This window comes from Komagataeibacter rhaeticus (genome assembly GCF_011611525.1).
Taxonomy (GTDB): domain Bacteria; phylum Pseudomonadota; class Alphaproteobacteria; order Acetobacterales; family Acetobacteraceae; genus Komagataeibacter; species Komagataeibacter rhaeticus.
Window position 1 is genome coordinate 1,703,345 of record NZ_CP050139.1, and the last position, 26,713, is coordinate 1,730,057.

Below are 26,713 nucleotides of genomic sequence, written 5' to 3' on the forward strand. Positions count from 1 at the left end.
CAACCCGATGACCGATACGAATGCACAGGTCTATGCCGTCTACCTGACGGCGGCCGCAACGGAAGCGGGTGTGGCGCGCCCGGCCGGGTATGTCACGAACCGGGTTGTCTGGGACGGCACGTCCGCATGGACACCGGGCAGCGGCAGCGCCATCGTGGCGGACCCGGACGGGCAGTTCCCGATTGGGGGCACCTACACTCCCTCCACGGGCTATGCGCTGGCGGGAGCGTCCTCGGCCACGGCCGGCACGGCCCTGCCGCTTACCCTGACGCCGGACCATGACGGTCCCGCCACCAAAACCACCGTAACCCTGTCCGATGGCGGCGCGGGCGGTACGTTCTCGGCCAGCACGGTCACGTTTGGCGCGGGCGTGAACACGGCACAGGGTGTGACCTATACCCCAAAGGCGGCAGGGACCGTGACCATCAGCGCCACGAACACCGGCGGCCTGACCAATCCCGCCAGCCTGAGTGTTACGGTAGGGGCGGCGGCCACGTAAATCGCCGCTGCCTGCCACCCGTGCCTGCCCGTCCGGGAGGCGGTTTTTTTACGAGAAAATGAATGAGCGAAACACAGTGCGCCGCAGACTGCGCGGCTGATGATGACCTGCGCGCGATTGTGGACAGCCACGGGCGCCGCATTGACAACCTGGAAGATGATGTCGGGACCCTCAGGTCCGGGCAGGATGCCGCAATGGAGCGCCTGATCTCGATCGAGGCGCAGGGACAGGAGCGCGAGCGCAACCGCGCGGCCGAGGCGCGGGATACCCGCAATGCCATCAACGGCCTGACCCAGCAGATTGCGGAACAGACCGGGGCACAGAAACGGCAGAACGAACTGAAGGAGGCCGAACTTCTGAAGGCGCAGCTGCGTGGCGAGCGCATCAAATACTGGGCGGCCGTGACCGGCATCGTGGCGGCGGTGGGGGGCATGATCGGCGGCACGCTGCTGTCCAGCCAGACATGGGATGACTTCTTCTTTGCCAGTGTCCCGTTCCTTCACCACCATCACGCAGGGATGCTGCCATGACCGGCCTGTGCATTACCCAGTTCCGGGCCGGGATCGTGGCCCCCGCGCTGGACATGATCGGGCTGGGGGGTGATGCGGCGGTCAGCCTGATGGTCGGCACCGCGCTGGCCGAAAGCGGCCTGACCTACATCCGGCAGGTCACGGGCGGCGGCATGGGCCCGGCACTGGGCCTGTGGCAGATGGAGCCGTTCACCCATGACGATATCTGGGCCACCTTCCTGTCCGACAGCAGGCTGAACAGCCTGGCCCGTGCCGTGCTGTCCAGCCGGAGCAACTGGCCGCCGGGTGCGCGGCAGGTCGTGGGCAATGCCTTCTATGCCTGCATCATGGCGCGGCTGAAATACTACCGCGCGCCCGACGCGCTGCCAGCGGCCCGTGACGCGGCGGCGATGTGCCGGATGTGGAAGCGCGTCTACAATTCCAACCTTGGGGCAGGGGTGGCGGATGACACGCATATCGCCCTGTTCCAGCAGGCCATCGGGGCATGACATGAATACAACCGCAAAGCTTGGCGGCCTGGGGGCCGCAATCGCGCTGCTGCTGACGGAAGTGCCGGCGCAGTACACGCTCTATGTCGCCCTGTTCATCATTGCCTGCGGGGCGGTGACGGCCGTTGTGCCGCCGCCGCATGCGGGCGGCGGATGGGCGGTGGCCTGGCAGGTCATCACCACCATCGGCCTGAATATCGGCTGGGCGGAAAACCACTTCAAGCCCGGGCAGTCCGGCGTGCGCGTGCCGCTGGCGGACAAGCCGGCGGCCAGGCAGGCCGTGGCGGCGGCGGGCATTCCGGTGCTTGACCGCAGGGGGCGGCCCGAACCCCCGGCATGACGCGGTGACAGCCCCGGCGCGTAGGTGGATGGCCGATGCACTCCGGGGCTGCCACAACAAGATTATACAACTTTAGGGCGAAAATAAGTCTCGAACTGCAACCGAATGCAACCGCCCCCGGGGCGGTTTTTTTATGGGAGCCTTCCATGCACATCCCCACGCGCCGCGCCTTCCTGCGCGGATCATCCGCCCTTGTCGCCGCCGCCGCGCTGGCGGCCTGCACCGCCAGTAGATCCGGCACCACAACCACCATCACCCTGAACGTGGCCGAGGTCGCGGATTATGTCGATGCGCTGCTGAATTTCTCCAGCACCGCCATCAATATGCCGCTCGTGGCGGCTGCGATGGGAGCACCGAACGTCGCCCTGGCCAATACCGTCATTGCCGCGCTGACCACGGCGGGGAAGGCATTCGTGGCCGCCGCCGGGTCCAGCACGTCCGTCAGCTATGACAGCGCCAGCGTGAAGGCGGCCTTTGACAGCATCCTGACGGATACCGGGCAGGTCAACACCCTCATCATCGCCACCATCACGGGCATGGCGGCCGACCTGTCCGGCAGCGTGGTCACGCAGGCCAAGACGGCGGCGGGGGCAGCGGCAACGCTGATCGACCTGCTGAAGGCCATGGTTGCCGTGTCCGGCCGTCACGCCGCTGGCGCGCGCCTTGTGGCCGATGGCGGGATCAATATGCAGGGCATGGTGGCCATGAACCAGATCGGCGCCTTTGTTTCCGCGCAGGGGGGCTGATCCATGCATCCGGTCGGTACCATTCCTCCCCGGTTCGGTGGCGTCGCAGGCGGCGGCGCCGGGACCTGCCTGCTGCATGCCTGCCTGGCGGGCCGTTCACGATGACCACGGATCACGTCCTCGGCGCGGTCCTGTTCGCCGGTATTGTGGTGGGCAACCTTGTCACCCTGCTGGCCACGGGCCTTTTCCTCAGGCGCACGGCCGCGGGGCGGCGGTTCCTGCGCGACCGTCTTGGCCCGCCCCCCGGCTGACAGCCATGGCCATGTGCCACGCAACCGGGCGGGGGCTGGGCGGTTGTGACCTGCATGACGGCACTGCCACATTTCACCCCTGCCGCCCCCGGCGAGGGATGGCTCCAGCTGGGGGAACTGGCGCTGGCGTTCGGCCTGTCGGCGCTGGTGGGGCTGGAACGGGAATTCCGGCAGAAAAGCGCCGGGCTGCGCACCTATACGCTGGTGGGCGTGGCCTCGGCGCTGTTCATGCTGGTGTCCAAATACGGCTTCAATAACGTGCTGGATGGCGGGCGCGTGGTGCTTGATCCCTCCCGCATTGCGGCACAGGTGGTGTCGGGCATCGGCTTTATCGGGGGCGGCGTGATCTTCATGCGCCGTGATGTGGTGCGGGGGCTGACCACGGCGGCCTCGGTCTGGCTTACGGCGGCGCTGGGCATGGCCTGCGGGGCGGGACTGATCGCGCTGGCGGTGGCGACAGCCGTGGGGCATTTCATCATCATGCTCGGCTTCCCGCGGCTGAGCCATCTGGTGCCGCGTGACCATGGCGCACGCGCGGCCGGGCTGTTCATTACCTATTACGATGGCCGTGGCCTGCTGCGTACCATCCTAAGCCGCTGTACCGGGCTGCGCTTTACCATCCACCGCGTGAAGGTGGAACAGCCCGGCCCCATGCTGGATGACGACGCGCTGGCCGACCTGCGCGACCGCCAGCACGACCCCGCCACCCCGCCGCCGGACATGGCCGCGCCGGGCATGGTCACGCTGTTCATAAAGGTGCGGGGCAGGCGGCCCCTCTCCCATCTTGTGACCGCCCTGTCATCGATCGGGGGCGTGGTGGGCGTGGAAACGGACGAGGCGGACAACGACCCTGAATGACGCGACGGCCGGGTTCCGTCCGCCCGCGTATCCTAATGGTATGTCCACTCCGCGCTGATGTCGGGTTCCGGCAGCAGCACCGTGCCGTCTTCGCTTTCATAAAGCATGCAGGTACCCACCACCGCCGTCCCGGGCAGGGGCGCGTACAGATGGGGGAAGAGCTGGTCATTGCGCGCAGGCTCCCACCGCACGGCCGCGGGCGGCAGGCGGCTTAAGTCCACGGCCAGCACCCACAGCCCGTCCTGCCCGGCAAAATGGCGTGCCCGCGTGCCGGTTACCTGATCCGCCGCCGAGAGATGGATGAACCCGTCCGCCACATCGGCGGGGGAGCCGGCAAAGCTGCCGGTCCTGAGGAATGTCCCGTATTCGTCCATTGTCAGGATCTTGTAGACGAGGTTGCCGGCCATGGCGTGGTATATCCCTGTGGTGTCGGTCGCCCCACCATAACGGACGGCCGCATGGCCGCCAATATGGCAGGTGGGACGGAAAGGGGCGCGCATTCATGGCGGCGTGCACAATTTGGGGCTGGTCTTTGCATGAAGGACACGTCACCCTAGGGCCAAGTGCCCCATCCGCGCCGCCCCCGCGCCGGCCAGACAGATAAGGTTTTGCGTTGCGATGCGCCCCGATAACGACAATGCCAGTCCTGCCATCGTGCATTTTCCGCGCAGGAACATCCTTTCCCCGGTGGAGGCATCGGCCTATCTCGGTATCCGCCCGCTGCTGCTGAGTGCCATGAAGTGGCTGCGCTGCGGGCCGAAAGCCATTACCATCAACCGCCGCAGGGTCTATACCGAAGATGAACTGCGCGGCTTTCGCAACACGCTGATGAGTGCCGTGGGCGTGGCCGAGAACGGCGGCGCCTACCGGCTGCTTGCGGCTGGCGAGCGCGCGCCCGCGGCCGATCCGCTGATTACCCTGCTGGCGCGCAACCTGGTCTGGCGGCGGGCCATCCTGGTCCTGCTATGGGGCATGATGGCGCTGGGCATCGGCATTGACCTGATCCTGTTCTGATGCCGGTGCCGGCATAAAAAAGGGGGCGCCTTTGCAAAGGCGCCCCCTTTCCGCGTATCCGTTACGGATTACTGGTGGTCGTGCTCTTCGTGCTGGTCGCCGTGCTCGTCATGATGCTCTTCACCACGGTGCTCGTCGCCACCACGCTGTTCGTCACCATGGTTACGGTCGTGCTTGCCGTGGTGATGGCCGTGCTCGCCATGGCGGTCGCCGTTATTGTCTTCTGCGTGGGCAACAACCGGCAGGGACAGACCAAGGGCAGCGGCAAAAAGAAGTGCTTTTTTCATGTAATCCATTTCCTCTTGATTAACTGATTTTTCCAAATCAGGCTGATTTTTATATAATGTCAACCTGAGTGGAGAAAAGGGCATACCAGCGTTTCGTTTGTAACGGAATGCATCATGGGACTTTCCTGCCGGCCGGAAATCCGCCCGCGCCCCACCTGCCTGTCCCGGCGTTCAGGTTTCGTCGTGGCGGAAGGTGTCCTCGGTCGTAGCAGGCAGCGTGTCATGCGCGCGCACGTAGCCACGCCTGTTCTTCCATGCGTGGATCAGCGCCTCGCGCCATTCCTCATGCGGTTCCCTGCGGGGTCTGGGTGTGGAATCGGATGTCGTGTTCATGATCCGGAACCTCCTGAAAAACCCGCACAAGCGCAGGCATGCGTCCATAGCAAATACCATTGCGCACAAGTGTGATGATTGTATGAATCCCCACCGCCGTAACAGGATGCCCATACCGGGTGGACAGGAATGAATACCTAACATTCCTATCTGCTTTCGCCATTCAGGATATATAGATGATTTAATGCCGGTTCCTGTTCCACACTGGTGGATGGCAGCGTCTTTATTTACGCATGGCTGTTCCTGTTTGTAACAATATTGGGGCTTACATTTTCAACACGCAGGGACAAAATATCCAGTGTCGAACCCGAAGGAGACATTATGAAACGTTCAATCCTGTTTGCGCTGGCACTGGGTGCTGCAATGCCGATGGCCGCACACGCACAGTCTTATGATGGCGAAGGTGGCCGTGGTGGCCATCATGGTGGCGAAGGCCAGAACGGCGGCGGCGAGCGCGGTGGCCGTGGCGGCGAAGGCCAGAATGGCGGCGGCTGGGGCGGTCGTGGTGGCGAAGGCCAGAACGGCGGCGGTGAGCGCGGTGGCCGTGGCGGCGAAGGCCAGAATGGCGGTGGCTGGGGCGGTCGTGGCGGTGAAGGCCAGAACGGTGGCGGTGAACGCGGTGGCCGTGGCGGCGAAGGCCAGAACGGCGGCGGCGAGCATGGCGGTCGTGGCGGTGAAGGCCGCGATGGCGGCGGCGAACGCGGTGGCCGTGGTGGCGGGAACTGGTAATTCCGGCCATCCGGCCTGAGACCGCCTGACAGGATCAAAGGCCCGGCCCGTTCCGGGCCTTTTTTCTGTCCGGTGTCCGGGCCATGGGGGGCCATGGGCCGGCCGGGTCGCGGCCTTACGGCGCGGGGGGGTGAAGTGCCGCGATCAGCGCGTAATCCATATGATAGATCTGGCGGATGCGTGCAATCTGGTCGGGGCGCGGCGTGGTGGTGCCGTCGGGCCTGTTGCCCGCGTTGGCATGGCCGATGGGGGTGGGGGTGTAGCAGCTGACAAAGGCCTGGATGCGCTGCATGTCCTCCAGCATGAACAGGTGATCGACCGCCACCCGCCCGCGCCGGTCGGTTACATACCATGCCTGCGGGCGGACGATGTGGTCGATGCCATAGGGCATGCGGTTGCTGGCAATATGGTCCAGCGCCGCGTCAATGCCATCAAACCCCATATAGGTATCCCGGAACCCGCGTGAGACATGCCGCACCGCGCTGCCGCCCGCCCGCGCGTAATGATAGGCCGACATGAAGCGCCGCGCGCGCAGGCTCCCACCGCACGGCCGCGGGCGGCAGGCGGCTTAAGTCCACGGCCAGCACCCACAGCCCGTCCTGCCCGGCAAAATGGCGTGCCCGCGTGCCGGTTACCTGATCCGCCGCCGAGAGATGGATGAACCCGTCCGCCACATCGGCGGGGGAGCCGGCAAAGCTGCCGGTCCTGAGGAATGTCCCGTATTCGTCCATTGTCAGGATCTTGTAGACGAGGTTGCCGGCCATGGCGTGGTATATCCCTGTGGTGTCGGTCGCCCCACCATAACGGACGGCCGCATGGCCGCCAATATGGCAGGTGGGACGGAAAGGGGCGCGCATTCATGGCGGCGTGCACAATTTGGGGCTGGTCTTTGCATGAAGGACACGTCACCCTAGGGCCAAGTGCCCCATCCGCGCCGCCCCCGCGCCGGCCAGACAGATAAGGTTTTGCGTTGCGATGCGCCCCGATAACGACAATGCCAGTCCTGCCATCGTGCATTTTCCGCGCAGGAACATCCTTTCCCCGGTGGAGGCATCGGCCTATCTCGGTATCCGCCCGCTGCTGCTGAGTGCCATGAAGTGGCTGCGCTGCGGGCCGAAAGCCATTACCATCAACCGCCGCAGGGTCTATACCGAAGATGAACTGCGCGGCTTTCGCAACACGCTGATGAGTGCCGTGGGCGTGGCCGAGAACGGCGGCGCCTACCGGCTGCTTGCGGCTGGCGAGCGCGCGCCCGCGGCCGATCCGCTGATTACCCTGCTGGCGCGCAACCTGGTCTGGCGGCGGGCCATCCTGGTCCTGCTATGGGGCATGATGGCGCTGGGCATCGGCATTGACCTGATCCTGTTCTGATGCCGGTGCCGGCATAAAAAAGGGGGCGCCTTTGCAAAGGCGCCCCCTTTCCGCGTATCCGTTACGGATTACTGGTGGTCGTGCTCTTCGTGCTGGTCGCCGTGCTCGTCATGATGCTCTTCACCACGGTGCTCGTCGCCACCACGCTGTTCGTCACCATGGTTACGGTCGTGCTTGCCGTGGTGATGGCCGTGCTCGCCATGGCGGTCGCCGTTATTGTCTTCTGCGTGGGCAACAACCGGCAGGGACAGACCAAGGGCAGCGGCAAAAAGAAGTGCTTTTTTCATGTAATCCATTTCCTCTTGATTAACTGATTTTTCCAAATCAGGCTGATTTTTATATAATGTCAACCTGAGTGGAGAAAAGGGCATACCAGCGTTTCGTTTGTAACGGAATGCATCATGGGACTTTCCTGCCGGCCGGAAATCCGCCCGCGCCCCACCTGCCTGTCCCGGCGTTCAGGTTTCGTCGTGGCGGAAGGTGTCCTCGGTCGTAGCAGGCAGCGTGTCATGCGCGCGCACGTAGCCACGCCTGTTCTTCCATGCGTGGATCAGCGCCTCGCGCCATTCCTCATGCGGTTCCCTGCGGGGTCTGGGTGTGGAATCGGATGTCGTGTTCATGATCCGGAACCTCCTGAAAAACCCGCACAAGCGCAGGCATGCGTCCATAGCAAATACCATTGCGCACAAGTGTGATGATTGTATGAATCCCCACCGCCGTAACAGGATGCCCATACCGGGTGGACAGGAATGAATACCTAACATTCCTATCTGCTTTCGCCATTCAGGATATATAGATGATTTAATGCCGGTTCCTGTTCCACACTGGTGGATGGCAGCGTCTTTATTTACGCATGGCTGTTCCTGTTTGTAACAATATTGGGGCTTACATTTTCAACACGCAGGGACAAAATATCCAGTGTCGAACCCGAAGGAGACATTATGAAACGTTCAATCCTGTTTGCGCTGGCACTGGGTGCTGCAATGCCGATGGCCGCACACGCACAGTCTTATGATGGCGAAGGTGGCCGTGGTGGCCATCATGGTGGCGAAGGCCAGAACGGCGGCGGCGAGCGCGGTGGCCGTGGCGGCGAAGGCCAGAATGGCGGCGGCTGGGGCGGTCGTGGTGGCGAAGGCCAGAACGGCGGCGGTGAGCGCGGTGGCCGTGGCGGCGAAGGCCAGAATGGCGGTGGCTGGGGCGGTCGTGGCGGTGAAGGCCAGAACGGTGGCGGTGAACGCGGTGGCCGTGGCGGCGAAGGCCAGAACGGCGGCGGCGAGCATGGCGGTCGTGGCGGTGAAGGCCGCGATGGCGGCGGCGAACGCGGTGGCCGTGGTGGCGGGAACTGGTAATTCCGGCCATCCGGCCTGATACCGCCTGACAGGATCAAAGGCCCGGCCCGTTCCGGGCCTTTTTTCTGTCCGGTGTCCGGGCCATGGGGGGCCATGGGCCGGCCGGGTCGCGGCCTTACGGCGCGGGGGGGTGAAGTGCCGCGATCAGCGCGTAATCCATATGATAGATCTGGCGGATGCGTGCAATCTGGTCGGGGCGCGGCGTGGTGGTGCCGTCGGGCCTGTTGCCCGCGTTGGCATGGCCGATGGGGGTGGGGGTGTAGCAGCTGACAAAGGCCTGGATGCGCTGCATGTCCTCCAGCATGAACAGGTGATCGACCGCCACCCGCCCGCGCCGGTCGGTTACATACCATGCCTGCGGGCGGACGATGTGGTCGATGCCATAGGGCATGCGGTTGCTGGCAATATGGTCCAGCGCCGCGTCAATGCCATCAAACCCCATATAGGTATCCCGGAACCCGCGTGAGACATGCCGCACCGCGCTGCCGCCCGCCCGCGCGTAATGATAGGCCGACATGAAGCGCCGCACCGGATCACGCAGGATGGCAAAGGACGGCAGGCCGGCAATCTGCGGCATGCGGCGGCGGAAATAGCGGATGGTCTCGTGCCCCACGTCCATGCCGTACAGTGCCCGTGTCAGCGATGTGCCTGCGTTCTTGGGAATGTGAATGAACAGCACGCCCGCCCGGCGCACCTGTTCCAGCCGGCGCAGCCGTTTGGGGCCGGGCGGGTAGGGAAGACGCAGTTCCGCCAGCCGTTCATGCACGTCACTGGACATCTTTACCCGCAGGACAGGCTGGAGCATCGTTTGCATTCACCATTAATTGCCTGACAAATGTGTTTACAGTGTCAAGAAATGCAACGAAATGATACGGTATGGTCCTGTTCCGGCACGATTATGGGTGGCGGTGGGCGCGGTGTCATCCTACGCTACCCGTTCAGGCGGCCGGCCAGGGCGGATGGAAAAAGGACAGGGACGACATGAACAGGGACGATGAAGACGGCATCCAGACGGAACAGGGCGTGCTGATGGGTGAAATACGCACCGACATGGAAAGGCTTGGCGCCATGCTGGACGGGGATGGCCCGGTTACCCCCGCGCTGCGCACGCAGGCATCCATGATTGCCGACAAGCTGGATGCCCTGTCCGACCTGATGCGCTAAGGGCGCGGCAGCCCCCGCCATTCCGGCCGTTTTCCCCGCGTGTGCATGATGTTGCGGGCGGGGCTGTTCGCACGTTGCCACGGCGGCGCGGCGGGTCATGGGCGGCACGGGCGGTTGCCTGCGGGCGGGTGGTGTGTACCATGGCGCCGTGTTTGAATCCTTATGGAAAGGGAAACCATGCAGATCGACCTTGCGGGCCGTACCGCCATTGTAACGGGTTCCACCGGGGGCATCGGGCTGGCCATTGCCCGTGGCCTGGCCGCGAGCGGGGCGCGGGTGGTGGTCAATGGCCGCCGCGCGCCCGCGGTGGAACAGGCGGTCAGTGCCATCAATGGCCTGGGCGCGGGGGGTGCCGTGGGCTTTGTGGGCGATCTGGGCACGGCGGAAGGCTGTGCGGCGCTGGTGGCGGCGCACCCGGAATGTGACATCCTGATCAACAATCTGGGTATTTTCGAGCCGAAGGATTTTTTTGAAACCCCCGATGCCGACTGGACCCGGTTTTTCGAGGTCAATGTCATGTCCGGCGTGCGGCTGTCGCGCGCCTACCTGCCGGGCATGGAAAAAAGGGGCTGGGGGCGGGTGGTGTTCATTTCCTCCGAATCCGCGTTCAACATCCCGGTGGAAATGATCCATTACGGCTTCAGCAAGACCGCGCAGGTTTCCGTGGCCCGCGGCCTGGCCGAGCGCATGGCGGGCACGGGGGTTACGGTCAATTCCGTGCTGCCGGGGCCGACCCTGTCCGAAGGGCTGGCGGACATGCTGAAACCCGAGCAGGAAAAGACCGGCAAACCTATGGAGGAACTGGCGGCGGCCTTCGTCATGGAACACCGGCCCGGCTCCATCATCCGCCGGGCCGCCACGGTGGATGAAGTGGCCAGCATGGTGGTTTATCTGGCATCACCGCAGGCATCGGCCACCACGGGGGCGTCCGTGCGGGTGGATGGCGGGGTGCTGGGCACGATCTGACCGCGTGAAGCTATAATTTTTAAAACAATTATGAAATTATTAGGAACATATTCCCTAAACCCTTCCCGTCACGGCGTTCGCGCCTGAAGGCCGTGGCGGCAGCCCTGTTCCTGATCGACCATCCATCCTGAAGGAACGGGGCTGTTCCCGCTTCCCTCAGGTGGCCCGGACCATCATTCAGCCTATGATCGCGCCCTTGCGGCAGAAGGGATGCGGCCCCGCCCATGTGGCCACCGGCCCGGTGGCGGGCTGCCAGGCGTAATCCGGGAACTGCCCGGTTCCAGCACAAGGCGTGCATCCGCCCGCCATCGGTCAGGTCCCCGTCATCAGCAGCAGGTCAGGCGCCGGGGTCAGGGCGGGACGGGGTGCCCAGCGCGCACAGGGTCGTGCCGATCCCGGCGTGCAGGCTTTCGCGCAGGTTGGGGCCAAGGGTGGAAAGCGGTTCGTCGGGTGGCATAGCAATGGCGTGTGCCCATGGCGGCTGACCTTCATCGGACAGCATGCGCCGCTGCCGGAAATGGCGCTGGGAGCAGGCTAGGAATGGCCGGAAGATGCGGCCTGACCTTCTTCCGGTCCATTGGCATCGAGCAGCCGCAGCAGGGTATCGGGCACCTGTTCATGCATGACCGATCCGAACCGGGCATGGAGGCCACGCTTCACCCACTGGGCAAACATGTTCCTGCCGTCATGGAAATCGGGGTCGTCACTCATGCTCACCGCAGCCCATCCTGCCATGTCCAACCGTTACGTACCATTATCGTGCCGCGTGCGCGCGGGCGGGGCACGGTCGTGTGCCGTGTCCGTGGCCTTGCCTCCGGCGCGCGGGCCGCTGCCATGCCTGTATGTGCCAGGGGCGGGGGACGGTGCTCCGGGCCTGCATGCCCGCTGTCCTGTCCCGCCCGTATGGGGCTGTCCTGCCAGCCCCGCCGGCGCGGCCCATTAGGGCCGGCCCCGCCCTGCGGATAACCCGCGGGCGGGCGGGACGTTCATCCCGCCCTGTCTTCATTACTGGTTTTTAAGGGCGTCTTCTTCTTCCTGGCGGGTGGCGAAGGGTACTTCGCGCCGGTCATCCAGTTCGTCCTGGCTGCCGCCGGGATTGCCCAGGTTTTCTTCCAGCCATGCCTGCTCGATCGGCTGGCCGTTCGCATCCAGCGGTACGGGTGAATCAACAGGAATCTGCCCCGCATCGGGATTGCTTTCCATGCCGATCAGTTCGGATGCCTGCTCGGCATAGGCCTGTGGCCCACAGCCGGGCCTGCCATCGGCTTCCCACATTTCCTTCGCCTTGGCGGTGATGCGGGCCTGGGTCTGGGGGGATGTTTCCAGCGGGTTGTCCATTGTCACGTCCTTGCAACTTTTCCTGCGGGCCGTGCCCCTGCCGGGGTCGTGCGGCCCGTTCATGCCAAGACCGCCAGCCGTCCGGCCGGGGCCGTGGCTGTGGCGGTTTCCGCCTGTGTCAGTACACGCAAGATAAAGCTTTCATGCATGTAAAGTTCGACTGGTTGTGCTGCGTGCGCCTGATGGCGGCCGGATTGTCCTTTTTTATGAGACCTTTGGCGTGCTGCTCCCTTACCCCCCCGCATATCGTGTGAAAGGCCGCCAGATCCGGGGACGGAACCCGCGCGTGGCGCACTGACCGACCCGGACACCACCAGTAAGCGGGAACAGTTTTTGGTGAAGCCTTTTTCAGGAAGTTTCCCGTTAGGGCATGATCCCGGAATGCGCCTTTATTCGGGCGTGGGCGTGCATTGCGGCGTGACCGGCCGGCCCGCCATCACGGCCTGGGTAAAGGCGGCTGAATCGGGCAGGGAAGCATTGACCGTCTGGCTGTGGTCCAGCCCTTTGTACAGATGCGCCTGCACCACGGTACCCGCCGCGCAGGCCGCCCGCACCAGCCCGAGCTGGAGTGGCGGCGGCACGTCGCGGTCCAATTCCCCCGTGCCGGTGAACAGCGGCTGCGCCAGTCTGAGCGTGGGATACTGCATGGCCGCCAGCGCCGGGGCCAGCGCTTTGGCAAAGCCGGGCCGCAGGGCGTTGCCAAGGTTCAGCCCTTCCTTCTTCACCCTGTCCGTCAGGTCGGATACGCACAGGCTGGCGGCGGCGTGATAGGCGGGCAGGGCCTTGGGGGTGAAGGCATCCTGCGGCCTGAAGCCCGCCTGGTAGCCTGCCTGTCCCTGCGCCAGGTACAGCAGGTAGACCACCAGCGGATTGTAGGCGGCACCCGGTGCCGTGGGGGTGGCCAGAAGCTGCTGCATCAGGGCGGGCGTGATATAGGGCGCGCCCGTGGCCACGGTGCCACGAATATCCAGTTCCGGCGCATAGGCCGGGGCATACGCGGCCGAGGCAAAGGCCGCCCCGCCACCCTGTGACTGGCCCACGATCATGACGCGTGCCCCAAGCGTGGGCACCGCCGCCCGCGCCGCGCGCACGCCATCAAGCAGGCTGTAGGCTTCCACCCGCGTGTCCAGATAGGCATGCCCCCCCGGCGTGCCCAGCCCCTGATAATCGGTGCCGACAACGGCAAAGCCGCGCTTCATCCACGCGGACAGGTAGCGCCGGTTGCGCTCGGTCCATGGATTGGCTGATGGCGCGCAGTGATCGGCCACCCCCGTCGTGCCATGCGCCCATGCCACGATGGGCCAGCCACCCGCGGGCGGGCTGCCCGGTGGCACGATGACTTCCGCCGTAACCGGTACAGGCCCCGTGCCGGTCACGCCATTGGTGGAAAGATAGGTGATGCGCAGCGCCTGTCCCGCATCGGGCAGGCTCAGGGCCGTATCCAGCGGGGCGGAGGCGGTCAGCATGCCCGCGTGCGGCGCGGCCGCCGCGACGGGGGCCGCATGGGCGGGCACGCGGGCAGCCATGAGGCACGCCCCCGCAAGCAGGCGGGCGGCAAGATGAATGGGGCGGGTAAGGCGCACGCTGTATCCTTCCTGTGGTGGCGGCCCTTGCGGGGACCGTGGTTCCGGTTTAAACTTAACAGTGTTAAGAATGATCTAATGATAGGGAGGGAAAGCGGATGTCAAGCACCTGTAACCCTGCCCGGCCTGCGGGGGCAGGGTCAACGCCCCCGGGGCGCCGCATGTCCGCAAAAACCTATCACCATGGCAATCTGCGTGTCGTGCTGCTGGCCACGGCGCGGGACCTGCTGGAAGAACAGGGCATCGCGGCCCTTGGACTGCGTGCCATTACACGGCGGGCCGGGGTATCGGCCACGGCGGCCATTCCGCATTTTGGCAGCCTGTCCGGGCTGCTTAGCGTACTGGCGGCGGCGGGGTTTGACGAGCTGGCCGAAGCGCTGGCACCCGTGCTGGCGCAGGGGGCCGCTGCCGCGGGCCTGGCCTATGTACGCTTTGCCCTGCGCAATCCGGGCCTATTCACGCTGATGTTCCGCAGCGACGCGATTGATCGCGCCGTCCCCGCTCTTGCCGCCGCATCGGCTCGTACATCCGCCATGCTGACCCAACTGCTGGGCACCATGCCCGGCCCGCAGGGCGCGCGCACCCGTGCTGGCATGCGCGCCGCCCAATGGGGCCGGGTGCACGGGCTGGCGGTACTGGCGATTGATGGCATGCTGGATGCCCTGCTGGCGGCGGAGGGGGAAGACCTGTCGCTTGATGCGTTGGTGGCGGATGCGTTGCGCTAGGCACCATGGCTACCGGCAAAAGCGGGCCGGGGCGCAGAAAGGCGGAGCCTGCCCGGCACCACAACGCGGCAGGGAAGGCCCTGATCCGGTCAGGGATACCGGGGCTCAGTCCTGCCCTGCGCGGCTGAAGGCAGCGGCATGGTGGCTGCCGGTACACGCCGGATTTCTTTTTTGACCTGTTCGGACGGCTGCGCAGCGCGCGCTCCAGTCCCTGAGAACATGCTTGAAAAGCAGGAGACGTTTTCGGGTGCCGCCTTTTTTCAACAAGGCAGCATTCTTCAAGGGTTTTGAAAAAAGCTTTTTGGGTGCCACTGGGCAGCCCGTCGCGGGACGGAAAACGCAGAATGCAGGCACCAGCCGGAGCCTGTGCCTGCATTCCCGGTTCACGGGCGGCGTGGGGGCCTAGGCGTGGGGCAGGCCACCGTAATAGGTATCCACCTGCGCGCCATAGGTGGTGCCGCTCCAGTCAGGGGTGGCGTTCTCGGTATAGGCGGGCGCGGCTTCAAGCTGCTCGCGCGTCAGGGCGACAATATAGGCGCCACGGTCGCGGTCATAATGCAGGGATTTCCATGGCAGGGGATGGTAGCTGTTCCCCATGCCCATGAAGCCGCCAAAACTCATGACGACATAGGCAACCGCGCCCGTGATCTTGTCGACCATGAAGTATTTTACCGTGCCCAGTTTTTCCCCCGAAGGGGAATATACGGCCGTGCCTTCAACCTGATCGGACGCAACCAGGTCATGCGTGGCGTTCAGCCGGTCTGTCATGTTGTCCGTCATTGCCTGTGACATGCAGGATCTCCATTGCCGTTCATGCCGCCATTCCCACCCGCCACCATGGGCGCTGCCATGGCGCGGCGCGGGAAGGGGCCGTGGTGCCGTCCCGACGCGGGCGGCGTGCGCGTACCGCCCGCCGCCCGCGCGCCAGTCATGTCTTGGAATGGCTATGCTGGCCGCCCTTGCGCCCGGCTTCGGCCGCGCGCTGCGGGTCATCGGCAAAATTGCCCGAAGTGTGGCCCCCCCTGGCATGGGTGGCTTCCTTCTTCTTTTCCGGTGTGTGGGTCGTGTCGGCATGGGGTGCCGCGTGGCTGTGCTGGCCCCCCTTGTGCCCGGCTTCGGCCGCGCGGGCCGGGTCATTGGCAAAATTGCCGGGATTGTTCGCCGCTCCGCCACCTCCACGGCTGTCGGCCGGGGCCATTGCGGGCAGGCGGATGCGGTCGTGCAGGGAGATATGATAGCTCATGATCTTCACCTTTCCATATCGCAGCGGCTATGGGGGACCCTTGTTTTTCCCCGCCCGGCCCGGGGGCGTGGCAGGAAAGCAATCCCGAAAATGCGCGCTGTGGAAGCCTCAACGATACATCCTGCCCACGGTTTCGGGTGATGTATTCATAATTATGGAAAAGTACTTTTTTATTAATATTATACGGATGGGTCGTATCCATAACAGAATTAAAACTGGATTACTTGTGATTCCTGAAGGGCCTCCCCGGAAAGCCGCATGCGTACGGATTTTTCGGGTGAAGCCTTTTTTCGGAAAGCATCAGGGACCGTCGCCTTTCCAGAAAAAGGCGGCACCCGGAACCGCCGTTTTTCATCACGAACCTGTTTTCGCACCATCCGTGAACCCTCCATCCCCGCATGCTACCTGATGGCGGGATGCAGCCGTGCATTGGCCAGCGTCAGCCCCAGCACCACCAGCGCGCCAAGCCCCACGGTCAGCATGAGCGGCAGCGCAAGCCCGGTGCCCAGCAGGGTTGCCAGGCTGGTCTGGATCAGGGCATTGCTGGCGGCCAGCAGGTTGCCGCACTGATAGGCCAGGCCGGGAAACGTGGCGCGTGCCCAGGGGGGGGAAAGTTCGCTCAGGTAAGCGGGCACCACGCCCCATGCCCCCTGGATGCAGAACTGGATGCATACCGCGCCCACCGTAAGCCACAGCGTGGAATGGGGCAGTGTCCATAGCGGCAGCAGCGGCAGGGTCAGCAGGGCGGCAAGGGCAATGCTGTGCTGGCGGCCGATGCGCTGTGACAGCATGCCAAAGAACAGCCCGCCCGCAATGGCGGCAATATCGTACAGCACCACCACCAGCGTAATGGACGGATGGGACAGCCCGCGCTCCAGCCCCAGGAAAATCTTGGGATACAGGTCCTGTGAGCCATGGCTCATGAAATTGAAGGCCGCCATCAGTGTGACCGCAAACACGCACAGGGCCATGTTGCCCCGCACCAGCGATCCCAGCCCGGTTGCCGGGGGGGCGGCTGCATCATGGTTTTTCTGCTGCGCCAGCCATTCCGGGCTTTCGGGCACGCGCAGCCAGATATACAGCGCGGAGAACAGCGCGCTGCCCCCCAGCACGAACAGCCCGCGCCATCCCAGAACCGGCAGCAGCAGGAACACAAGGGACGCCAGCAGGTACCCCGCCGGATACCCCGCCTGCAGGGTGCCCGACGCCATGCCCCGCCACGATGGTGGCACGCTTTCCATGATCAGCGACGTGCCCACGCCCCATTCGCCGCCAAGTGCTACGCCAAACAGCGCGCGCAGCAGCAGGAAGATGCCCAGCGTGGGCGCGAAGGCGGACAGGATCTCGATGGCGGAATAGACCATGATGGTCGTGATCATGACCGGCTTGCGCCCGTAGCGGTCCGCCGCCCGCCCGCACAGGAAGGCCCCGATGGGCCGGGTCAGCAGGGTCAGGGTGGGGGCCAGCAGCACGCTTTGCAATGAAACGCCAAAACCGCGCGCCACGTCATCAAGTGTGAACAGGACGATGAAGAAATCGCACGCATCAAGCATCCATGCCAGGAACGAGGCCACGACCACATGCCGCGCCGTAACCAGCGCCGGGCGGCTCAATCCTGTATCCGGCCTGATGGCCAGGGCATCCACATTGGCATTCATGGTCCGTAATATCCTTTTTCCACCGGATGTTACATGCTGCCGCCGGCACGGCCACGGGTCGTGCGATCACGAAAGGGCCATGGGCGGAACGATTGCGTGATCCCGCGCGGGCAGGCAGCCAGCCATCCGTTATTGTTATAGATTTGCAATAACCTTCAGCCCCACCAGCATGGCGTTGGGAATGACCGATGTCTCGCCGGGGCGCATCACGTATTCAAACTCCGGTGTCATGACCAGCCCGGGGGTGACGGGAATGCCGTAATAGGCCTCCAGAATGGCGGAATGCGTCTGCGGCCCGGTAATGTAGGGGCCAAGCGCCAGACCGGCGGACTGGCGCAGGCTCTGGCCATAGGTCAGGCGCGGGCTCATCTGGTAGTATGAATACATCACGCCAAAACGGTCGAACGGCCGGTGCGGGATCAGGCCCAGCAGGGAAGCGCCAAAATAGAATTCATCGGCAAAGTTGGAGATGCTGGGTGTGTTGTGGATGTAGCCCGCCAGCAGGTAGCCGCCCGCCATCTGGTATTCGCCATGCTTGCGGTACACCATCTGGTCGGCCTCGACATAGAATGTATCGCGCGGCTTTTCCTTGTGCGCGTGGATGATGGCGGCATAGGCGGCCGGCACGGTCCCGATCAGGTCGGGATAGGGCGACGTGTCATGCCCGTACCCCAGCTTGTAATGGCCGGGCAGCTTGCGGGGGCCGAAAAAGGGCTCCCATGTCACCTCGACGGGTGTCTGGATGCCGGTCGTGCTCTCGCTGCCCCAGGCCCAGCCGGTATTGTCCTGCGCCTTGGGGCCGATCTTGTATATGCCGGTGCGCAGCGTCAGGTCGCGCGTGGGGCGGAAACGCACCGTGCCACCCCATGATGTCTTGGGATACACGCTCCACCCCGCCGGTTCACGAATGGCCATGGGGGCGGAGCACTGGGTCATGAACGTGCACAGCAGCACCGACGTGGCATAGGTATGGGTCAGTGCGATGCGACCCACATTGATGTTGATGCGGTTGTGCAGGAACGATTTCTCGACATACAGGTCCGCAAGCCGGGCGGCGGCCGGGCCGTGGATGCTCCATACCTCGGTCAGCAGCACGTTGCGTTCGCCCACATGGTCCCAGCCCACCTGACGGCCCTCGCGGTTCATGATGATGCCGTGCAGGTACCAGCCATTCAGGCCAACAAGCCGCCCCAGGTCGAACAGCATGCTGACCCGCAGGTCATGCACGTAGTCCATGCCCTTTGACAGCCCGCCCCCCACATTGGCCATGCCTTCGCCCTTGTAGGTCAGTTCGAAGGAAAAGCCCCGGTTGCTCAGCCAGTCCCGCCACGGCCTGATCTGGGGCACCAGGTTGCCGAATGCCTGCTCGGCCACGAAATAGCCCGCACTGAGGTCACTCTGGCGCAGGGCGTCGTCATTATGGTTGAGCAGGGCGGAAATGCTCTCGGTATTGAACAGCGCGTCCAGCCGCGTCTCCACAATCGGGCGCTTGTGCCGCACGGGCGCGGTGTTCACCGCCACGGGTGCCAGGGCGGGTGCCATATCCGGGGCGGTCGCGCCGGGCCGGGTGGTGGCGCGGGGTTCGGCGGCCTGCGCGGCCGAGGCCGCCAGCACGCAGGCCAGCATTGCCACGCTACCGGCACGGCGCGGCGGGCGCGGGGCGGGCGACAGGGCGCGAACAGGCCACCGGGCGCCAGGCAGGGCACCAGAACGGGGAGCGGAAGGGTACGGGCGTGCGGACACGCGACGGAATGAGGGCATGGGAATGTCATTTAAAGCTGGAAAGGGGGATGTCCCGCGTCATCACAACCGGAACGTTACAGGATCACACGCTGTCGTGCCGTGGGATCAGGCTGTCTCCACGCATTTGCGGGCGCGGTCGGTACCGGGCACGAACAAAAAGGGAAATCCGGCAGGAAGGACAATATATTTCCGATTCATGGCATATTCTTTTTCATTTTTTGCGTCATGAAGCTCGTTCTTATTATTTTTTTTAACGGAACACAACATGCCGCCCGCATCCGGGGCGGGGCAAGTAAAAATCCTGTATGCCGTCGGCGCGCGCGGGCATGCCCGGCCACCATGGCGGAATGCAGGCCCCGGCTGCGACGGTTGCGGACGGGTCATGGGTTGGAGAGGTGTTTTGTGCTATGGCCAGCGCTGCGCTATCTGAACAGACGCAACCGAAGGACAGGACATGCCTGACGCAGCATCACGGCCCCAGCACACAGGCGGACGCCCGACACCCGAAATGTCGGCGCAGCTTGACCGGCAGGTTCTTGAAATCGCAACGGCACAGTTTGTCGAACACGGATACGCCGCCACGTCGCTGGACAAGATCGCGCGGGAGATCGGCTGCAGCAAGGCCACGCTCTACCGCCGCTATGCCTCCAAGGAGGACCTGTTCAAGGCCGTGGTGGCCGAACGTGGCAGGATGCTGCTGGAGGAAGCGGGTGCGGTCGAGGCCTCATCCAGGGACCCGCTGGCGGCCACGCGCGAGATTGCCCTGTTCTTCCTGGACTTCATGCTGCGCCCCGAAACGCGCGAGGCCTACCGGATTGTCATTGGCGATGGACACCGCATTCCCTCCATTGCCGATGACATGATGGAAACCAGCGTGGAACCCTTTGTGGCCACCATAAGCCGGCTGATCAAGGCGGCGGCGGATGCCGGGCGCATTGATTCCATCGATCATGAGGAGACGACGCGGGTGCTGATGAGCCTGATCATCGGCTGGCCCCTGCAGAATACCATGCTGGGCCAGAACCGGCTGAACGACCAGGACGCGCGCCAACGGTTTTTTGACCGGGCGTGGGGGATTTTCCTTACGGGCATCTGCCGCGCACGCCCTGCGTGAAACCGGACGCGCGGGCCCGGATACCGTTCCGGGGCCGCGCGCGGGTATCAGGGCTGGCTGGTGGATGCGGCGTCACCACCGCTGCTGCCCGGGCCGCCATGGAATGGGGGCGGGGGGCAGCCCTTGGGCGGTGCGGGCGGCTTTTCACCTTTCCTGAAGCCCGGCGGGGGCCCGTTGGGGGGCTTGCCGCCCGGCGGCGGGCCATGCGGGCGGGCGCATTTCGTGTCCGCCGCCGGGCTTTCATCCGCCGCATGCGCGCCCGGGGCAACGGTGCCAAGAACAAGGACCGCACCACACAGGGCATGCGGCAACAGGCGCCATATACGGGACATGGAATCTCCTTTCTGCTGGATACGGGATATCCTGATACAGCAGGCGCCATTCGCCCATGGGGCTGATTGTTACATCTTGAATCGGGGGCCTGCCTTGGAAACCGTTTGAAGACAGCTCATTGATAAAAAACAACAAAAGTTTTGGGTGCCGTCTTTTTTTAAAAGGGGTGTTCTTTCGAAGCGTTTGCAAAAAGCTTCACCCAAAACTTTCTTTGATTTTAAGGCGCTATCATGAACTGACTTCTCAAGCAGTCTCTTATATTTCATGACGGGAAACGGGCGGGCAGAAGGGGCTACCCGCCGCGCGGCATCCTTCGCGGACCCGGGCCGTCCGTATTCCGGTACGGGGTGAGACATGCACCACGAAGCCACGGGACTGGAACCCGCCTGGCCGCGATGCCGGTGCGGGGCGCAGCCAGTGGCTTAGCTCCAGTTCGTCACCATGTTCCCATTCCACGGCAAGGACATGCCGCCGCCATGACAGGGATGCCGTGACATCTTCATCTGCGTGGGCAAAATGTAGCGTGATGTTTTCCCGCCGTGCGATCTGGCTGCTGGCGGCAAGCACCATCGCGATCCCCGCGATGACCATGGCGGCGTGGCCGATATGGTGGAACAGGCGGTCATGCAGGTACGGCAGCACGAACTTCATGAGGATGGAAGACAGCACCGCCGCCGTGGCAACGGCGATGCCCGCGGCGGTGGCCCGGGCATCCAGCAGGCCGAATGTGGCGTAGAGCATGATCTTGAGCACATGCAGCATGATTTCGTTGGCTGCGCGGGTTGCGACAATCTCTTCCTTGCGCAGGCCAAGCCGGTAATAGAACCCGTTGAAAACAAGGCCGACCGCGCCGGTAAAACCGGAAATGAAACCGGCGGCGGCCCCCAGCGCATGCAGGCTGGCGATACGGACCGGTTTTACGCTGACGTGGGATGCGGACCCGCGGAAAAGAAGGGGAAGGTTCCCCATCAGGAACAGGCCCAGCAGCAGCGACAGGCAGGCCGGGTCCATACGGCTCAGTGCCCAGGCGCCAAGGGCGGCAAAGGGCAGCGCGGTCGGGGCGAAATGACGGACGATATCCCACCGGATCGCATGCCGGAACGACAGGATGCGGGCCGCCGAACTGGCGGCGGTGCCGATGGACAGGGTGGCAGGCACCTGGGTGCCGGGCAGTACCAGCCCCAGCAGGGGCATCAGGATCAGTCCGGCGCCGCCGCCTGATGTAAATGCTGTTTCAAAATTCCCCACATGTGCTGTCGGAAAATTCCCCAGCACGGATATGGTGATCAGCCATTGAGGTGATCGATAGCTCCATGCTTTGGGGGCCTACCGCGGCGCTTTGGCGCTGCCGGTGGCATCAGATTGGCGTGGGCCCGTGTATGCTCGGGGATCAGATCGGCATGCTGGCGCAGGCGATAGCTGGCACCTTCGATGTGGACGACTGCCGGCGAGAAGTTGCGTGGTGCGCTGGCTGAACTCGGCCGATGGACGATCGAGATCGTCAAGCGTAGCGATCGGGCCGAAGGCTTCGTCGTCCTGCCCAAACGCTGGATCGTGGAGCGCAGCTTTGCATGGCTCGGACGCTGCCGTCGCCTCACGAAGGATGTCGAGGCAACAATCTCTTCATCCCACGCGTGGTTGATGATTGCCCATATCCGCAGAGTTCTGCGAAAAATCAATCAAACCGCTTTCTGATTCAGGCTCTAAGACAATATCTTTCTGCCCGTACAAAATTTTTGAACATGAGACAAATGTACAACATGTATCGACCCCGATGTGTCTCATCCCCCTGATCCATGCTAGTAATGCCGGGCGCGATACGAACATGGCAAGAAGTAGAGCAGGTCCTCATGTCTGCAAGTCCATCCATTTTGGTAGGAGACCCCGCACCCTGGTTCGTGCAGAAGGGATCCGATGCCCATGGCGACTATCATTTCGACAAGGCGGCCGGACGTTACAGCGTCCTCTTCTTCTTTCATTCGGGCGCGCAGGCGGATGTCGCCTCCAGCCTGTCACGCCTGGCGGCACAGGACGGCCGGATCGACAGCATCCATACCCTGTTCTTCGGTATCACAAACGACCCCCGGGATGTCGGGCGGCTGGATGCACTGTCATCCAATGCCGGAATACGGTTCTTCTGGGATACGGACCGCAAGGTCAGCAGCCTTTACGGGTTCGGCCCCGACACGCGCCCCTTCTGGCTGCTGGTCGATCCCCTACTGCGTGTCCGCGCCGTGTTTCCCCACACCCCGCAGGTGGTTGACGAGATTCTGGCCATACTGGCCGCCATTCCCGCCATGATGATGCGCGAGACATCCGGTCCGGTTCCCGCGCTGGTCCTGTCGGATGTATTCGAGCCCGAATTCTGTGACCGGCTCATGCGGTATTATACGGAAAAGGGTTCGCGCCCGTCGGGCATATTCATGGAGAACGCGCCCGGCCGCTCGGTGCCCGTGCTCGATTCACAGTTCAAGCGCCGCCGTGACTGCCCGATAGAGGACGCGCACCTGATCGATCAGGTGCAACTGCGCATAACCCGGCGCATCGTGCCGGAAATACGCAAGGTATTCCAGTTCAATGCGACACGGCTGGAGCGCCTGATCATTGCCTGCTACGCGGCACATGAACGTGGCCGGTTCGGCCCCCACCGTGACGATACCCTGACCGCCGCCGCCCACCGGCGCTTTGCCGTATCCATCAATCTGAACGACGCCTTTGCCGGCGGCCAGGTCACGTTTCCCGAATTCAGCCCACGCGGTCTTGCGCCACCGGCGGGTGGCGCGCTCGTGTTTTCATGCGGTCTCATGCACAGGGTCGACCCCGTTACGCAGGGGCAGCGTTTTGCATGCCTGACCTTTCTGTACGACGAGGCCGCCGCCCGCATACGGCAGGCCAACTGGCAGGCCGCACGCGCCCGTCATGGCGCGGCAGGGTCATCCGGTTGACATGAAGGCGGCCTGCACCATGCCTGGGGATGGCAATGACAGCCTTGTGCGCAGGTGTGTCATTGTCATGCCGGCTTCCCCTCCATACTGTTCCGGGACGACAGTCATGACACAAGCGAACCGAATTCCGTGGCAAGGATAGAAGGAAGCGGTCCGGAAACCGTGGAGTGCCCGGTGCCACCGGCATTGCAGACCATGGCGCCGGACCGGATATTCTGGAGCCATTTCTCACCCAACCTTGCCCCGGCGGCCTGGGTTATCGGCGTGCTGGTCGTCAGCCTGGGGCTGAGCGGCTGGCGCGCGTTCGTGGTGGTGCTGGCAGGCAATGTGCTCGGCGCGCTGCCGGTTGCCGCCTGCGCGGCCATGGGGCCCGATACCGGCCTGCCGCAGATGGAGGCCTCGCGGTTTTCCTTCGGCAGCACGGGCAAGCGGCTGCCTGCGCTCATCAACTGGGTGAACTGTATTGGCTGGGATGCGGTCAATAACGTGCCATCCGCCGTAGCACTGATTCTTCTGGCCCGGATCGGGGGGATCGAGGTGCCTTTCTGGCTGGCAATGGCGGCACTGGCACTGGCGCAGCTGCTGGCCAGCGCCGCCGGGCATGATACCGTGCAGACCATTGAAAAATATCTTGGCTGGATTCTGCTGGCCGCCTTTGCATTCAGCGGATGGATGGCCGTCACGCACCGGCCGCAGGGCGGGCCTGCGGCCATGCCGCAGCCAGCAGATGCCGCCCATATCCTGCTGGCACTGGGGGCAACCAGCAGTTTCACGCTGGCATGGACCGCCTATGCCTCGGATTACACCCGTTATGTTTCGCGCCATACGGGACGGGGCAAGGTCTTTGCCCTGACTTTTGGCGGCATATTCAGTTCCGCCATGCTTATGGAAAGTTTCGGGCTGCTGACAGGCGCCATGATTGCAAGCCCTTCGCCTGAATCCGTCATTCTTTCCCTACAGACCTGGATGGGGCCACTGGCACCTGTCGCCCTTGCGGCCATTGCGCTGTCGTCCATTGCCATCAACGCGGCCAATGACAACACGGCCGCCTATGCCCTGATCTCGGCCGGCTCAAGGATTCCCCGGCCGCTGAGCGCCGTACTGACCGCCGGACTGGCCTATATGCTGGCCGTAATGGGGGAAGGGCGCTTTACCACCCTGTATGAAAATGCCCTGCTCATGGCGCTGTACTGGATCGCCCCGTGGTGCGGCATCGTGCTGACGGACTGGTACGCCCGCCCGCCCTGCCTGCAACAAGGCCGCATGACGACACCGCCGGGCTGGAGCCCGTCCGCGACCCTGTTCGTGGCCGTGACGGGGATCACGATCCTCATGTTTTCGTCCACGCCCCTGTACACCAGCCCTGTCGCCCATATGCTGCAGGGGGCCGATATTGGCTATCTTGTCGGTTTCGCGCTGGCCGCTGGCGGCCAGTATCTTATCCTGCGCCAGCAGGCGCACCGTTCCCGCCCGACCAGCACGAAGGCTGACCAGACATGATGGATCTCGTCCTTGCCAACGCCACATTGCCCGACGGTTCGCGCACCGACATCGCGGTCCGTGATGGGCTGATCGCCCACATGGGGCCAAACTTCACGGGTCAGGCCGGGCAGAGGATCGACGTGGGCGGCAACCTTGTCTCACCCCCGTTCGTGGATGCCCATTTCCATCTCGATTCCACGCTGACGGCCGGGATCATACGCCACAATACGAGCGGAACACTGGCCGAAGGCATTGCCATCTGGAAAGAACTGAAGCCGACCCTGACCGAGGAGGACATCTACAACCGGGCGAAGCGCCTGTGTGAAATGGCGATTGCCAAGGGAAACCTGGCCATACGCAGCCATGTTGACACCAGCCCGGAAGAACCCCGCGCCGTGCGGGCCCTGCTGGCGTTGCAAAGGGACATGAAGCCCTGGCTTGACATCCAGCTTGTCGCGTTCCCGCAGGATGGCTATTTCCGGATGCCACAGGCTGCGGCGCGCCTTGAACGGGCGCTGGATATGGGGGTGGATCTGGTTGGTGGCATCCCGCATTTCGAACGGACCTCCGCCGAAGGCACGCAGTCGATCGAAGCGCTGTTCCGCATTGCGGCAGAACGGGGGCTGGATGTCGACATGCATTGTGACGAGACCGATGACGCATCCTCCCGCCATGCCGAGACCATGGCGGCGTGCACCATCCGCCATGGCCTGCAGGGCAGGGTGGCCGGGTCCCATCTTACGTCGATGCATTCGGTCGATAATGCCTATGCCGGCAAGCTGGTTGGCCTGCTGGCGGAAGCCGGTATGGGGGTTATCGCAAATCCGCTGATCAACATCACATTGCAGGGGCGCTACGATACCTATCCCAAGCGGCGGGGCCTTGCGCGGATCCGCGAACTTGTCCAGGCGGGCGTACCTGTCGGGTTCGGGCATGACTGCGTCATGGACCCCTGGTACCGGCTTGGCAGCCATGACATGCTGGAAGTGGCCTCCATGGGGGCACATGTCGGTCACATGACCGGCGAGGATGAACTGCTGGACTGCTACCGGGCGGTCACGGAAACCGCGGCCCGCATCTTGCGGCTGGAAGGATATGGGCTGGCGGTGGGGCGGCGGGCGGATATGGTGGTACTGCAGGCGACCTCCCCGATCGAGGCACTGCGGCTGCGCCCGACCCGCCTGTATGTGATCCGCTCAGGCAGGGTCATCGCGCAAAGTCCCGCACAGCGCACCGTACTGCATCTCGACATGCCCGCCTGATGCCGCGAACGTGGCCGTCCCTGCATTACGGCTGCGTTCCGCACCGCTTCAGGCCATGACAGGCGGCGTGGCCGCTCCGTCCTTTCCGGTGCGGCATGCCGACTGCACGAAGGCATGTTATGGCGTTATCCCGTCAGGCGGGATCATGAATTTCCGTGCGGTCACGATGCGGGTGGACGGCCTTCCGGCCGGGAATCCGTTGCGGCCGCCGCATAGCCCTGTTCCGGTGGCGCGCCTGAAGGACAGGCGCAGCGCTCCGCCCTCGGTCAGGAGGGTTCTGCTTACAGTATTAAATATACATCACGATATGTATTGATATTATATAATAATATTAAAAATATAATGTGCATATATCATATAAA

36 protein-coding genes and 1 pseudogene are annotated in these 26,713 nt (G+C 63.9%); 21 read left to right on the forward strand and 16 right to left on the reverse strand.

Going from position 1 to position 26,713, the window contains the following annotated elements:
- The first annotated feature begins 7 nt into the window (after positions 1-7).
- The 7 genes from GWK63_RS07635 (at position 8) to GWK63_RS07665 (ending at position 3,712) form a co-directional block, all read left to right on the forward strand.
- On the forward strand, positions 8-499 hold the full coding sequence (locus GWK63_RS07635; RefSeq protein ID WP_007398483.1) for a hypothetical protein: 492 nt from the start codon (positions 8-10) through the stop codon (positions 497-499).
- A 62-nt stretch (positions 500-561) separates the two neighbouring features.
- Positions 562-1,029: a hypothetical protein gene (locus GWK63_RS07640; protein WP_007398484.1), complete on the forward strand. Its 468-nt coding sequence runs from the start codon at positions 562-564 to the stop codon at positions 1,027-1,029.
- Positions 1,026-1,517 carry a hypothetical protein gene (locus GWK63_RS07645; RefSeq protein ID WP_007398485.1) on the forward strand — a complete coding sequence of 164 codons (492 nt, stop codon included), beginning with the start codon at positions 1,026-1,028 and terminating at the stop codon, positions 1,515-1,517. The genes GWK63_RS07640 and GWK63_RS07645 overlap by 4 nt, the downstream gene beginning before the upstream one ends.
- Before the next feature lies 1 nt (position 1,518).
- Complete coding sequence (locus tag GWK63_RS07650) at positions 1,519-1,857, forward strand: hypothetical protein (RefSeq protein WP_007398486.1); 339 nt, start codon at positions 1,519-1,521, stop codon at positions 1,855-1,857.
- A 146-nt stretch (positions 1,858-2,003) separates the two neighbouring features.
- On the forward strand, positions 2,004-2,603 hold the full coding sequence (locus GWK63_RS07655) for a hypothetical protein (protein WP_007398487.1): 600 nt from the start codon (positions 2,004-2,006) through the stop codon (positions 2,601-2,603).
- A 101-nt stretch (positions 2,604-2,704) separates the two neighbouring features.
- A complete protein-coding gene (locus GWK63_RS07660; protein WP_007398488.1) occupies positions 2,705-2,854 on the forward strand; it encodes a hypothetical protein in 150 nt (49 codons plus the stop codon).
- A 54-nt stretch (positions 2,855-2,908) separates the two neighbouring features.
- Positions 2,909-3,712 carry an MgtC/SapB family protein gene (locus tag GWK63_RS07665; RefSeq protein ID WP_034932566.1) on the forward strand — a complete coding sequence of 268 codons (804 nt, stop codon included), beginning with the start codon at positions 2,909-2,911 and terminating at the stop codon, positions 3,710-3,712.
- Positions 3,713-3,744: 32 nt separating this feature from the next.
- Here GWK63_RS07665 and GWK63_RS07670 read toward each other — a convergent pair whose 3' ends face one another.
- The gene (locus tag GWK63_RS07670; protein ID WP_034932564.1) at positions 3,745-4,119 is read right to left on the reverse strand and encodes a DUF952 domain-containing protein; all 375 of its coding nucleotides are present in this window, start codon (positions 4,117-4,119) and stop codon (positions 3,745-3,747) included.
- Between the two features lie 211 nt (positions 4,120-4,330).
- On the opposite strand from GWK63_RS07670, the gene GWK63_RS07675 reads away from it, so the two are divergent.
- Together GWK63_RS07675 and GWK63_RS07680 are read left to right on the forward strand one after the other, a co-directional pair.
- Positions 4,331-4,726 carry a hypothetical protein gene (locus GWK63_RS07675; RefSeq protein ID WP_007398491.1) on the forward strand — a complete coding sequence of 132 codons (396 nt, stop codon included), beginning with the start codon at positions 4,331-4,333 and terminating at the stop codon, positions 4,724-4,726.
- A 74-nt stretch (positions 4,727-4,800) separates the two neighbouring features.
- On the forward strand, positions 4,801-5,040 hold the full coding sequence (locus GWK63_RS07680; protein ID WP_112210005.1) for a hypothetical protein: 240 nt from the start codon (positions 4,801-4,803) through the stop codon (positions 5,038-5,040).
- A 144-nt stretch (positions 5,041-5,184) separates the two neighbouring features.
- Here the strand turns inward: GWK63_RS07680 and GWK63_RS07685 are convergent, their stop codons facing one another.
- Positions 5,185-5,346 carry a hypothetical protein gene (locus GWK63_RS07685; RefSeq protein WP_007398493.1) on the reverse strand — a complete coding sequence of 54 codons (162 nt, stop codon included), beginning with the start codon at positions 5,344-5,346 and terminating at the stop codon, positions 5,185-5,187.
- A 321-nt stretch (positions 5,347-5,667) separates the two neighbouring features.
- Between GWK63_RS07685 and GWK63_RS07690 the strand changes: the two genes are divergently transcribed.
- On the forward strand, positions 5,668-6,075 hold the full coding sequence (locus tag GWK63_RS07690) for a hypothetical protein (RefSeq protein WP_139064287.1): 408 nt from the start codon (positions 5,668-5,670) through the stop codon (positions 6,073-6,075).
- 115 nt (positions 6,076-6,190) lie between these two features.
- Here the strand turns inward: GWK63_RS07690 and GWK63_RS07695 are convergent, their stop codons facing one another.
- Both GWK63_RS07695 and GWK63_RS07700 read right to left on the reverse strand, forming a co-directional pair.
- On the reverse strand, positions 6,191-6,517 hold the full coding sequence (locus GWK63_RS07695) for a hypothetical protein (protein WP_223846678.1): 327 nt from the start codon (positions 6,515-6,517) through the stop codon (positions 6,191-6,193).
- Positions 6,507-6,839, reverse strand: a complete 333-nt coding sequence (locus GWK63_RS07700) for a DUF952 domain-containing protein (RefSeq protein WP_166498140.1) — start codon at positions 6,837-6,839, stop codon at positions 6,507-6,509. Before GWK63_RS07700 ends, GWK63_RS07695 begins: the two co-directional genes overlap by 11 nt.
- Before the next feature lie 211 nt (positions 6,840-7,050).
- On the opposite strand from GWK63_RS07700, the gene GWK63_RS07705 reads away from it, so the two are divergent.
- Positions 7,051-7,446, forward strand: a complete 396-nt coding sequence (locus GWK63_RS07705; RefSeq protein ID WP_007398491.1) for a hypothetical protein — start codon at positions 7,051-7,053, stop codon at positions 7,444-7,446.
- A 74-nt stretch (positions 7,447-7,520) separates the two neighbouring features.
- On the forward strand, positions 7,521-7,760 hold the full coding sequence (locus GWK63_RS07710) for a hypothetical protein (RefSeq protein ID WP_112210005.1): 240 nt from the start codon (positions 7,521-7,523) through the stop codon (positions 7,758-7,760).
- A gap of 144 nt (positions 7,761-7,904) precedes the next feature.
- Here the strand turns inward: GWK63_RS07710 and GWK63_RS07715 are convergent, their stop codons facing one another.
- Positions 7,905-8,066, reverse strand: coding sequence for a hypothetical protein (locus GWK63_RS07715; protein ID WP_007398493.1), 162 nt, complete (start codon positions 8,064-8,066; stop codon positions 7,905-7,907).
- Positions 8,067-8,387: 321 nt separating this feature from the next.
- On the opposite strand from GWK63_RS07715, the gene GWK63_RS07720 reads away from it, so the two are divergent.
- Positions 8,388-8,795: a hypothetical protein gene (locus tag GWK63_RS07720; protein WP_139064287.1), complete on the forward strand. Its 408-nt coding sequence runs from the start codon at positions 8,388-8,390 to the stop codon at positions 8,793-8,795.
- Positions 8,796-8,910: 115 nt separating this feature from the next.
- On the opposite strand, the gene GWK63_RS07725 is transcribed toward GWK63_RS07720, so the two are convergent.
- Positions 8,911-9,609: a sulfotransferase family 2 domain-containing protein gene (locus GWK63_RS07725; RefSeq protein WP_007398496.1), complete on the reverse strand. Its 699-nt coding sequence runs from the start codon at positions 9,607-9,609 to the stop codon at positions 8,911-8,913.
- A 167-nt stretch (positions 9,610-9,776) separates the two neighbouring features.
- Here GWK63_RS07725 and GWK63_RS07730 point away from each other — a divergent pair, with 167 nt between their 5' ends.
- A complete protein-coding gene (locus GWK63_RS07730) occupies positions 9,777-9,959 on the forward strand; it encodes a hypothetical protein (protein WP_007398497.1) in 183 nt (60 codons plus the stop codon).
- 177 nt (positions 9,960-10,136) lie between these two features.
- A complete protein-coding gene (locus tag GWK63_RS07735) occupies positions 10,137-10,925 on the forward strand; it encodes an SDR family NAD(P)-dependent oxidoreductase (RefSeq protein WP_039998969.1) in 789 nt (262 codons plus the stop codon).
- Positions 10,926-11,262: 337 nt separating this feature from the next.
- Here GWK63_RS07735 and GWK63_RS07740 read toward each other — a convergent pair whose 3' ends face one another.
- From GWK63_RS07740 to GWK63_RS07755, 4 genes are all read right to left on the reverse strand, one after another.
- Positions 11,263-11,427 carry a hypothetical protein gene (locus GWK63_RS07740; RefSeq protein ID WP_007398499.1) on the reverse strand — a complete coding sequence of 55 codons (165 nt, stop codon included), beginning with the start codon at positions 11,425-11,427 and terminating at the stop codon, positions 11,263-11,265.
- Between the two features lie 32 nt (positions 11,428-11,459).
- Positions 11,460-11,636: a hypothetical protein gene (locus tag GWK63_RS07745; RefSeq protein WP_157772009.1), complete on the reverse strand. Its 177-nt coding sequence runs from the start codon at positions 11,634-11,636 to the stop codon at positions 11,460-11,462.
- 294 nt (positions 11,637-11,930) lie between these two features.
- A complete protein-coding gene (locus GWK63_RS07750) occupies positions 11,931-12,263 on the reverse strand; it encodes a hypothetical protein (RefSeq protein ID WP_007398501.1) in 333 nt (110 codons plus the stop codon).
- Positions 12,264-12,652: 389 nt separating this feature from the next.
- Positions 12,653-13,846 (reverse strand): alpha/beta hydrolase family protein, encoded by a 1,194-nt coding sequence (locus tag GWK63_RS07755; protein ID WP_007398503.1) that lies wholly within the window; start codon positions 13,844-13,846, stop codon positions 12,653-12,655.
- A 161-nt stretch (positions 13,847-14,007) separates the two neighbouring features.
- On the opposite strand from GWK63_RS07755, the gene GWK63_RS07760 reads away from it, so the two are divergent.
- On the forward strand, positions 14,008-14,571 hold the full coding sequence (locus tag GWK63_RS07760) for a TetR/AcrR family transcriptional regulator (RefSeq protein WP_007398504.1): 564 nt from the start codon (positions 14,008-14,010) through the stop codon (positions 14,569-14,571).
- Positions 14,572-14,973: 402 nt separating this feature from the next.
- Here GWK63_RS07760 and GWK63_RS07765 read toward each other — a convergent pair whose 3' ends face one another.
- From GWK63_RS07765 to GWK63_RS07780, 4 genes are all read right to left on the reverse strand, one after another.
- The gene (locus tag GWK63_RS07765; protein WP_007398507.1) at positions 14,974-15,363 is read right to left on the reverse strand and encodes a PRC-barrel domain-containing protein; all 390 of its coding nucleotides are present in this window, start codon (positions 15,361-15,363) and stop codon (positions 14,974-14,976) included.
- 136 nt (positions 15,364-15,499) lie between these two features.
- Positions 15,500-15,814 (reverse strand): con-10 family general stress protein, encoded by a 315-nt coding sequence (locus tag GWK63_RS07770; RefSeq protein WP_007398508.1) that lies wholly within the window; start codon positions 15,812-15,814, stop codon positions 15,500-15,502.
- A 401-nt stretch (positions 15,815-16,215) separates the two neighbouring features.
- Positions 16,216-17,472, reverse strand: coding sequence for an MFS transporter (locus GWK63_RS07775; protein ID WP_007398510.1), 1,257 nt, complete (start codon positions 17,470-17,472; stop codon positions 16,216-16,218).
- 135 nt (positions 17,473-17,607) lie between these two features.
- The gene (locus tag GWK63_RS07780) at positions 17,608-19,014 is read right to left on the reverse strand and encodes a carbohydrate porin (RefSeq protein ID WP_223846703.1); all 1,407 of its coding nucleotides are present in this window, start codon (positions 19,012-19,014) and stop codon (positions 17,608-17,610) included.
- Positions 19,015-19,669: 655 nt separating this feature from the next.
- Between GWK63_RS07780 and GWK63_RS07785 the strand changes: the two genes are divergently transcribed.
- Positions 19,670-20,329: a TetR/AcrR family transcriptional regulator gene (locus GWK63_RS07785; RefSeq protein WP_034932552.1), complete on the forward strand. Its 660-nt coding sequence runs from the start codon at positions 19,670-19,672 to the stop codon at positions 20,327-20,329.
- Positions 20,330-20,376: 47 nt separating this feature from the next.
- On the opposite strand, the gene GWK63_RS07790 is transcribed toward GWK63_RS07785, so the two are convergent.
- Positions 20,377-20,661: a hypothetical protein gene (locus GWK63_RS07790; RefSeq protein WP_007398515.1), complete on the reverse strand. Its 285-nt coding sequence runs from the start codon at positions 20,659-20,661 to the stop codon at positions 20,377-20,379.
- Positions 20,662-20,917: 256 nt separating this feature from the next.
- Positions 20,918-21,856: a sulfite exporter TauE/SafE family protein gene (locus GWK63_RS07795; RefSeq protein ID WP_112210186.1), complete on the reverse strand. Its 939-nt coding sequence runs from the start codon at positions 21,854-21,856 to the stop codon at positions 20,918-20,920.
- 249 nt (positions 21,857-22,105) lie between these two features.
- Between GWK63_RS07795 and GWK63_RS07805 the strand changes: the two are divergent.
- The 4 genes and pseudogenes from GWK63_RS07805 to GWK63_RS07820 form a co-directional block, all read left to right on the forward strand.
- Positions 22,106-22,357, forward strand: a pseudogene (locus tag GWK63_RS07805) (transposase); the annotation flags it as partial.
- 203 nt (positions 22,358-22,560) lie between these two features.
- Entirely contained in the window at positions 22,561-23,607 is a 1,047-nt protein-coding gene (locus GWK63_RS07810) for a 2OG-Fe(II) oxygenase (protein ID WP_007398622.1), read from the forward strand.
- Between the two features lie 54 nt (positions 23,608-23,661).
- The gene (locus GWK63_RS07815; protein WP_007398623.1) at positions 23,662-25,107 is read left to right on the forward strand and encodes a purine-cytosine permease family protein; all 1,446 of its coding nucleotides are present in this window, start codon (positions 23,662-23,664) and stop codon (positions 25,105-25,107) included.
- The gene (locus tag GWK63_RS07820) at positions 25,104-26,351 is read left to right on the forward strand and encodes a cytosine deaminase (RefSeq protein ID WP_007398624.1); all 1,248 of its coding nucleotides are present in this window, start codon (positions 25,104-25,106) and stop codon (positions 26,349-26,351) included. The genes GWK63_RS07815 and GWK63_RS07820 overlap by 4 nt, the downstream gene beginning before the upstream one ends.
- Positions 26,352-26,713 lie beyond the last annotated feature (362 nt).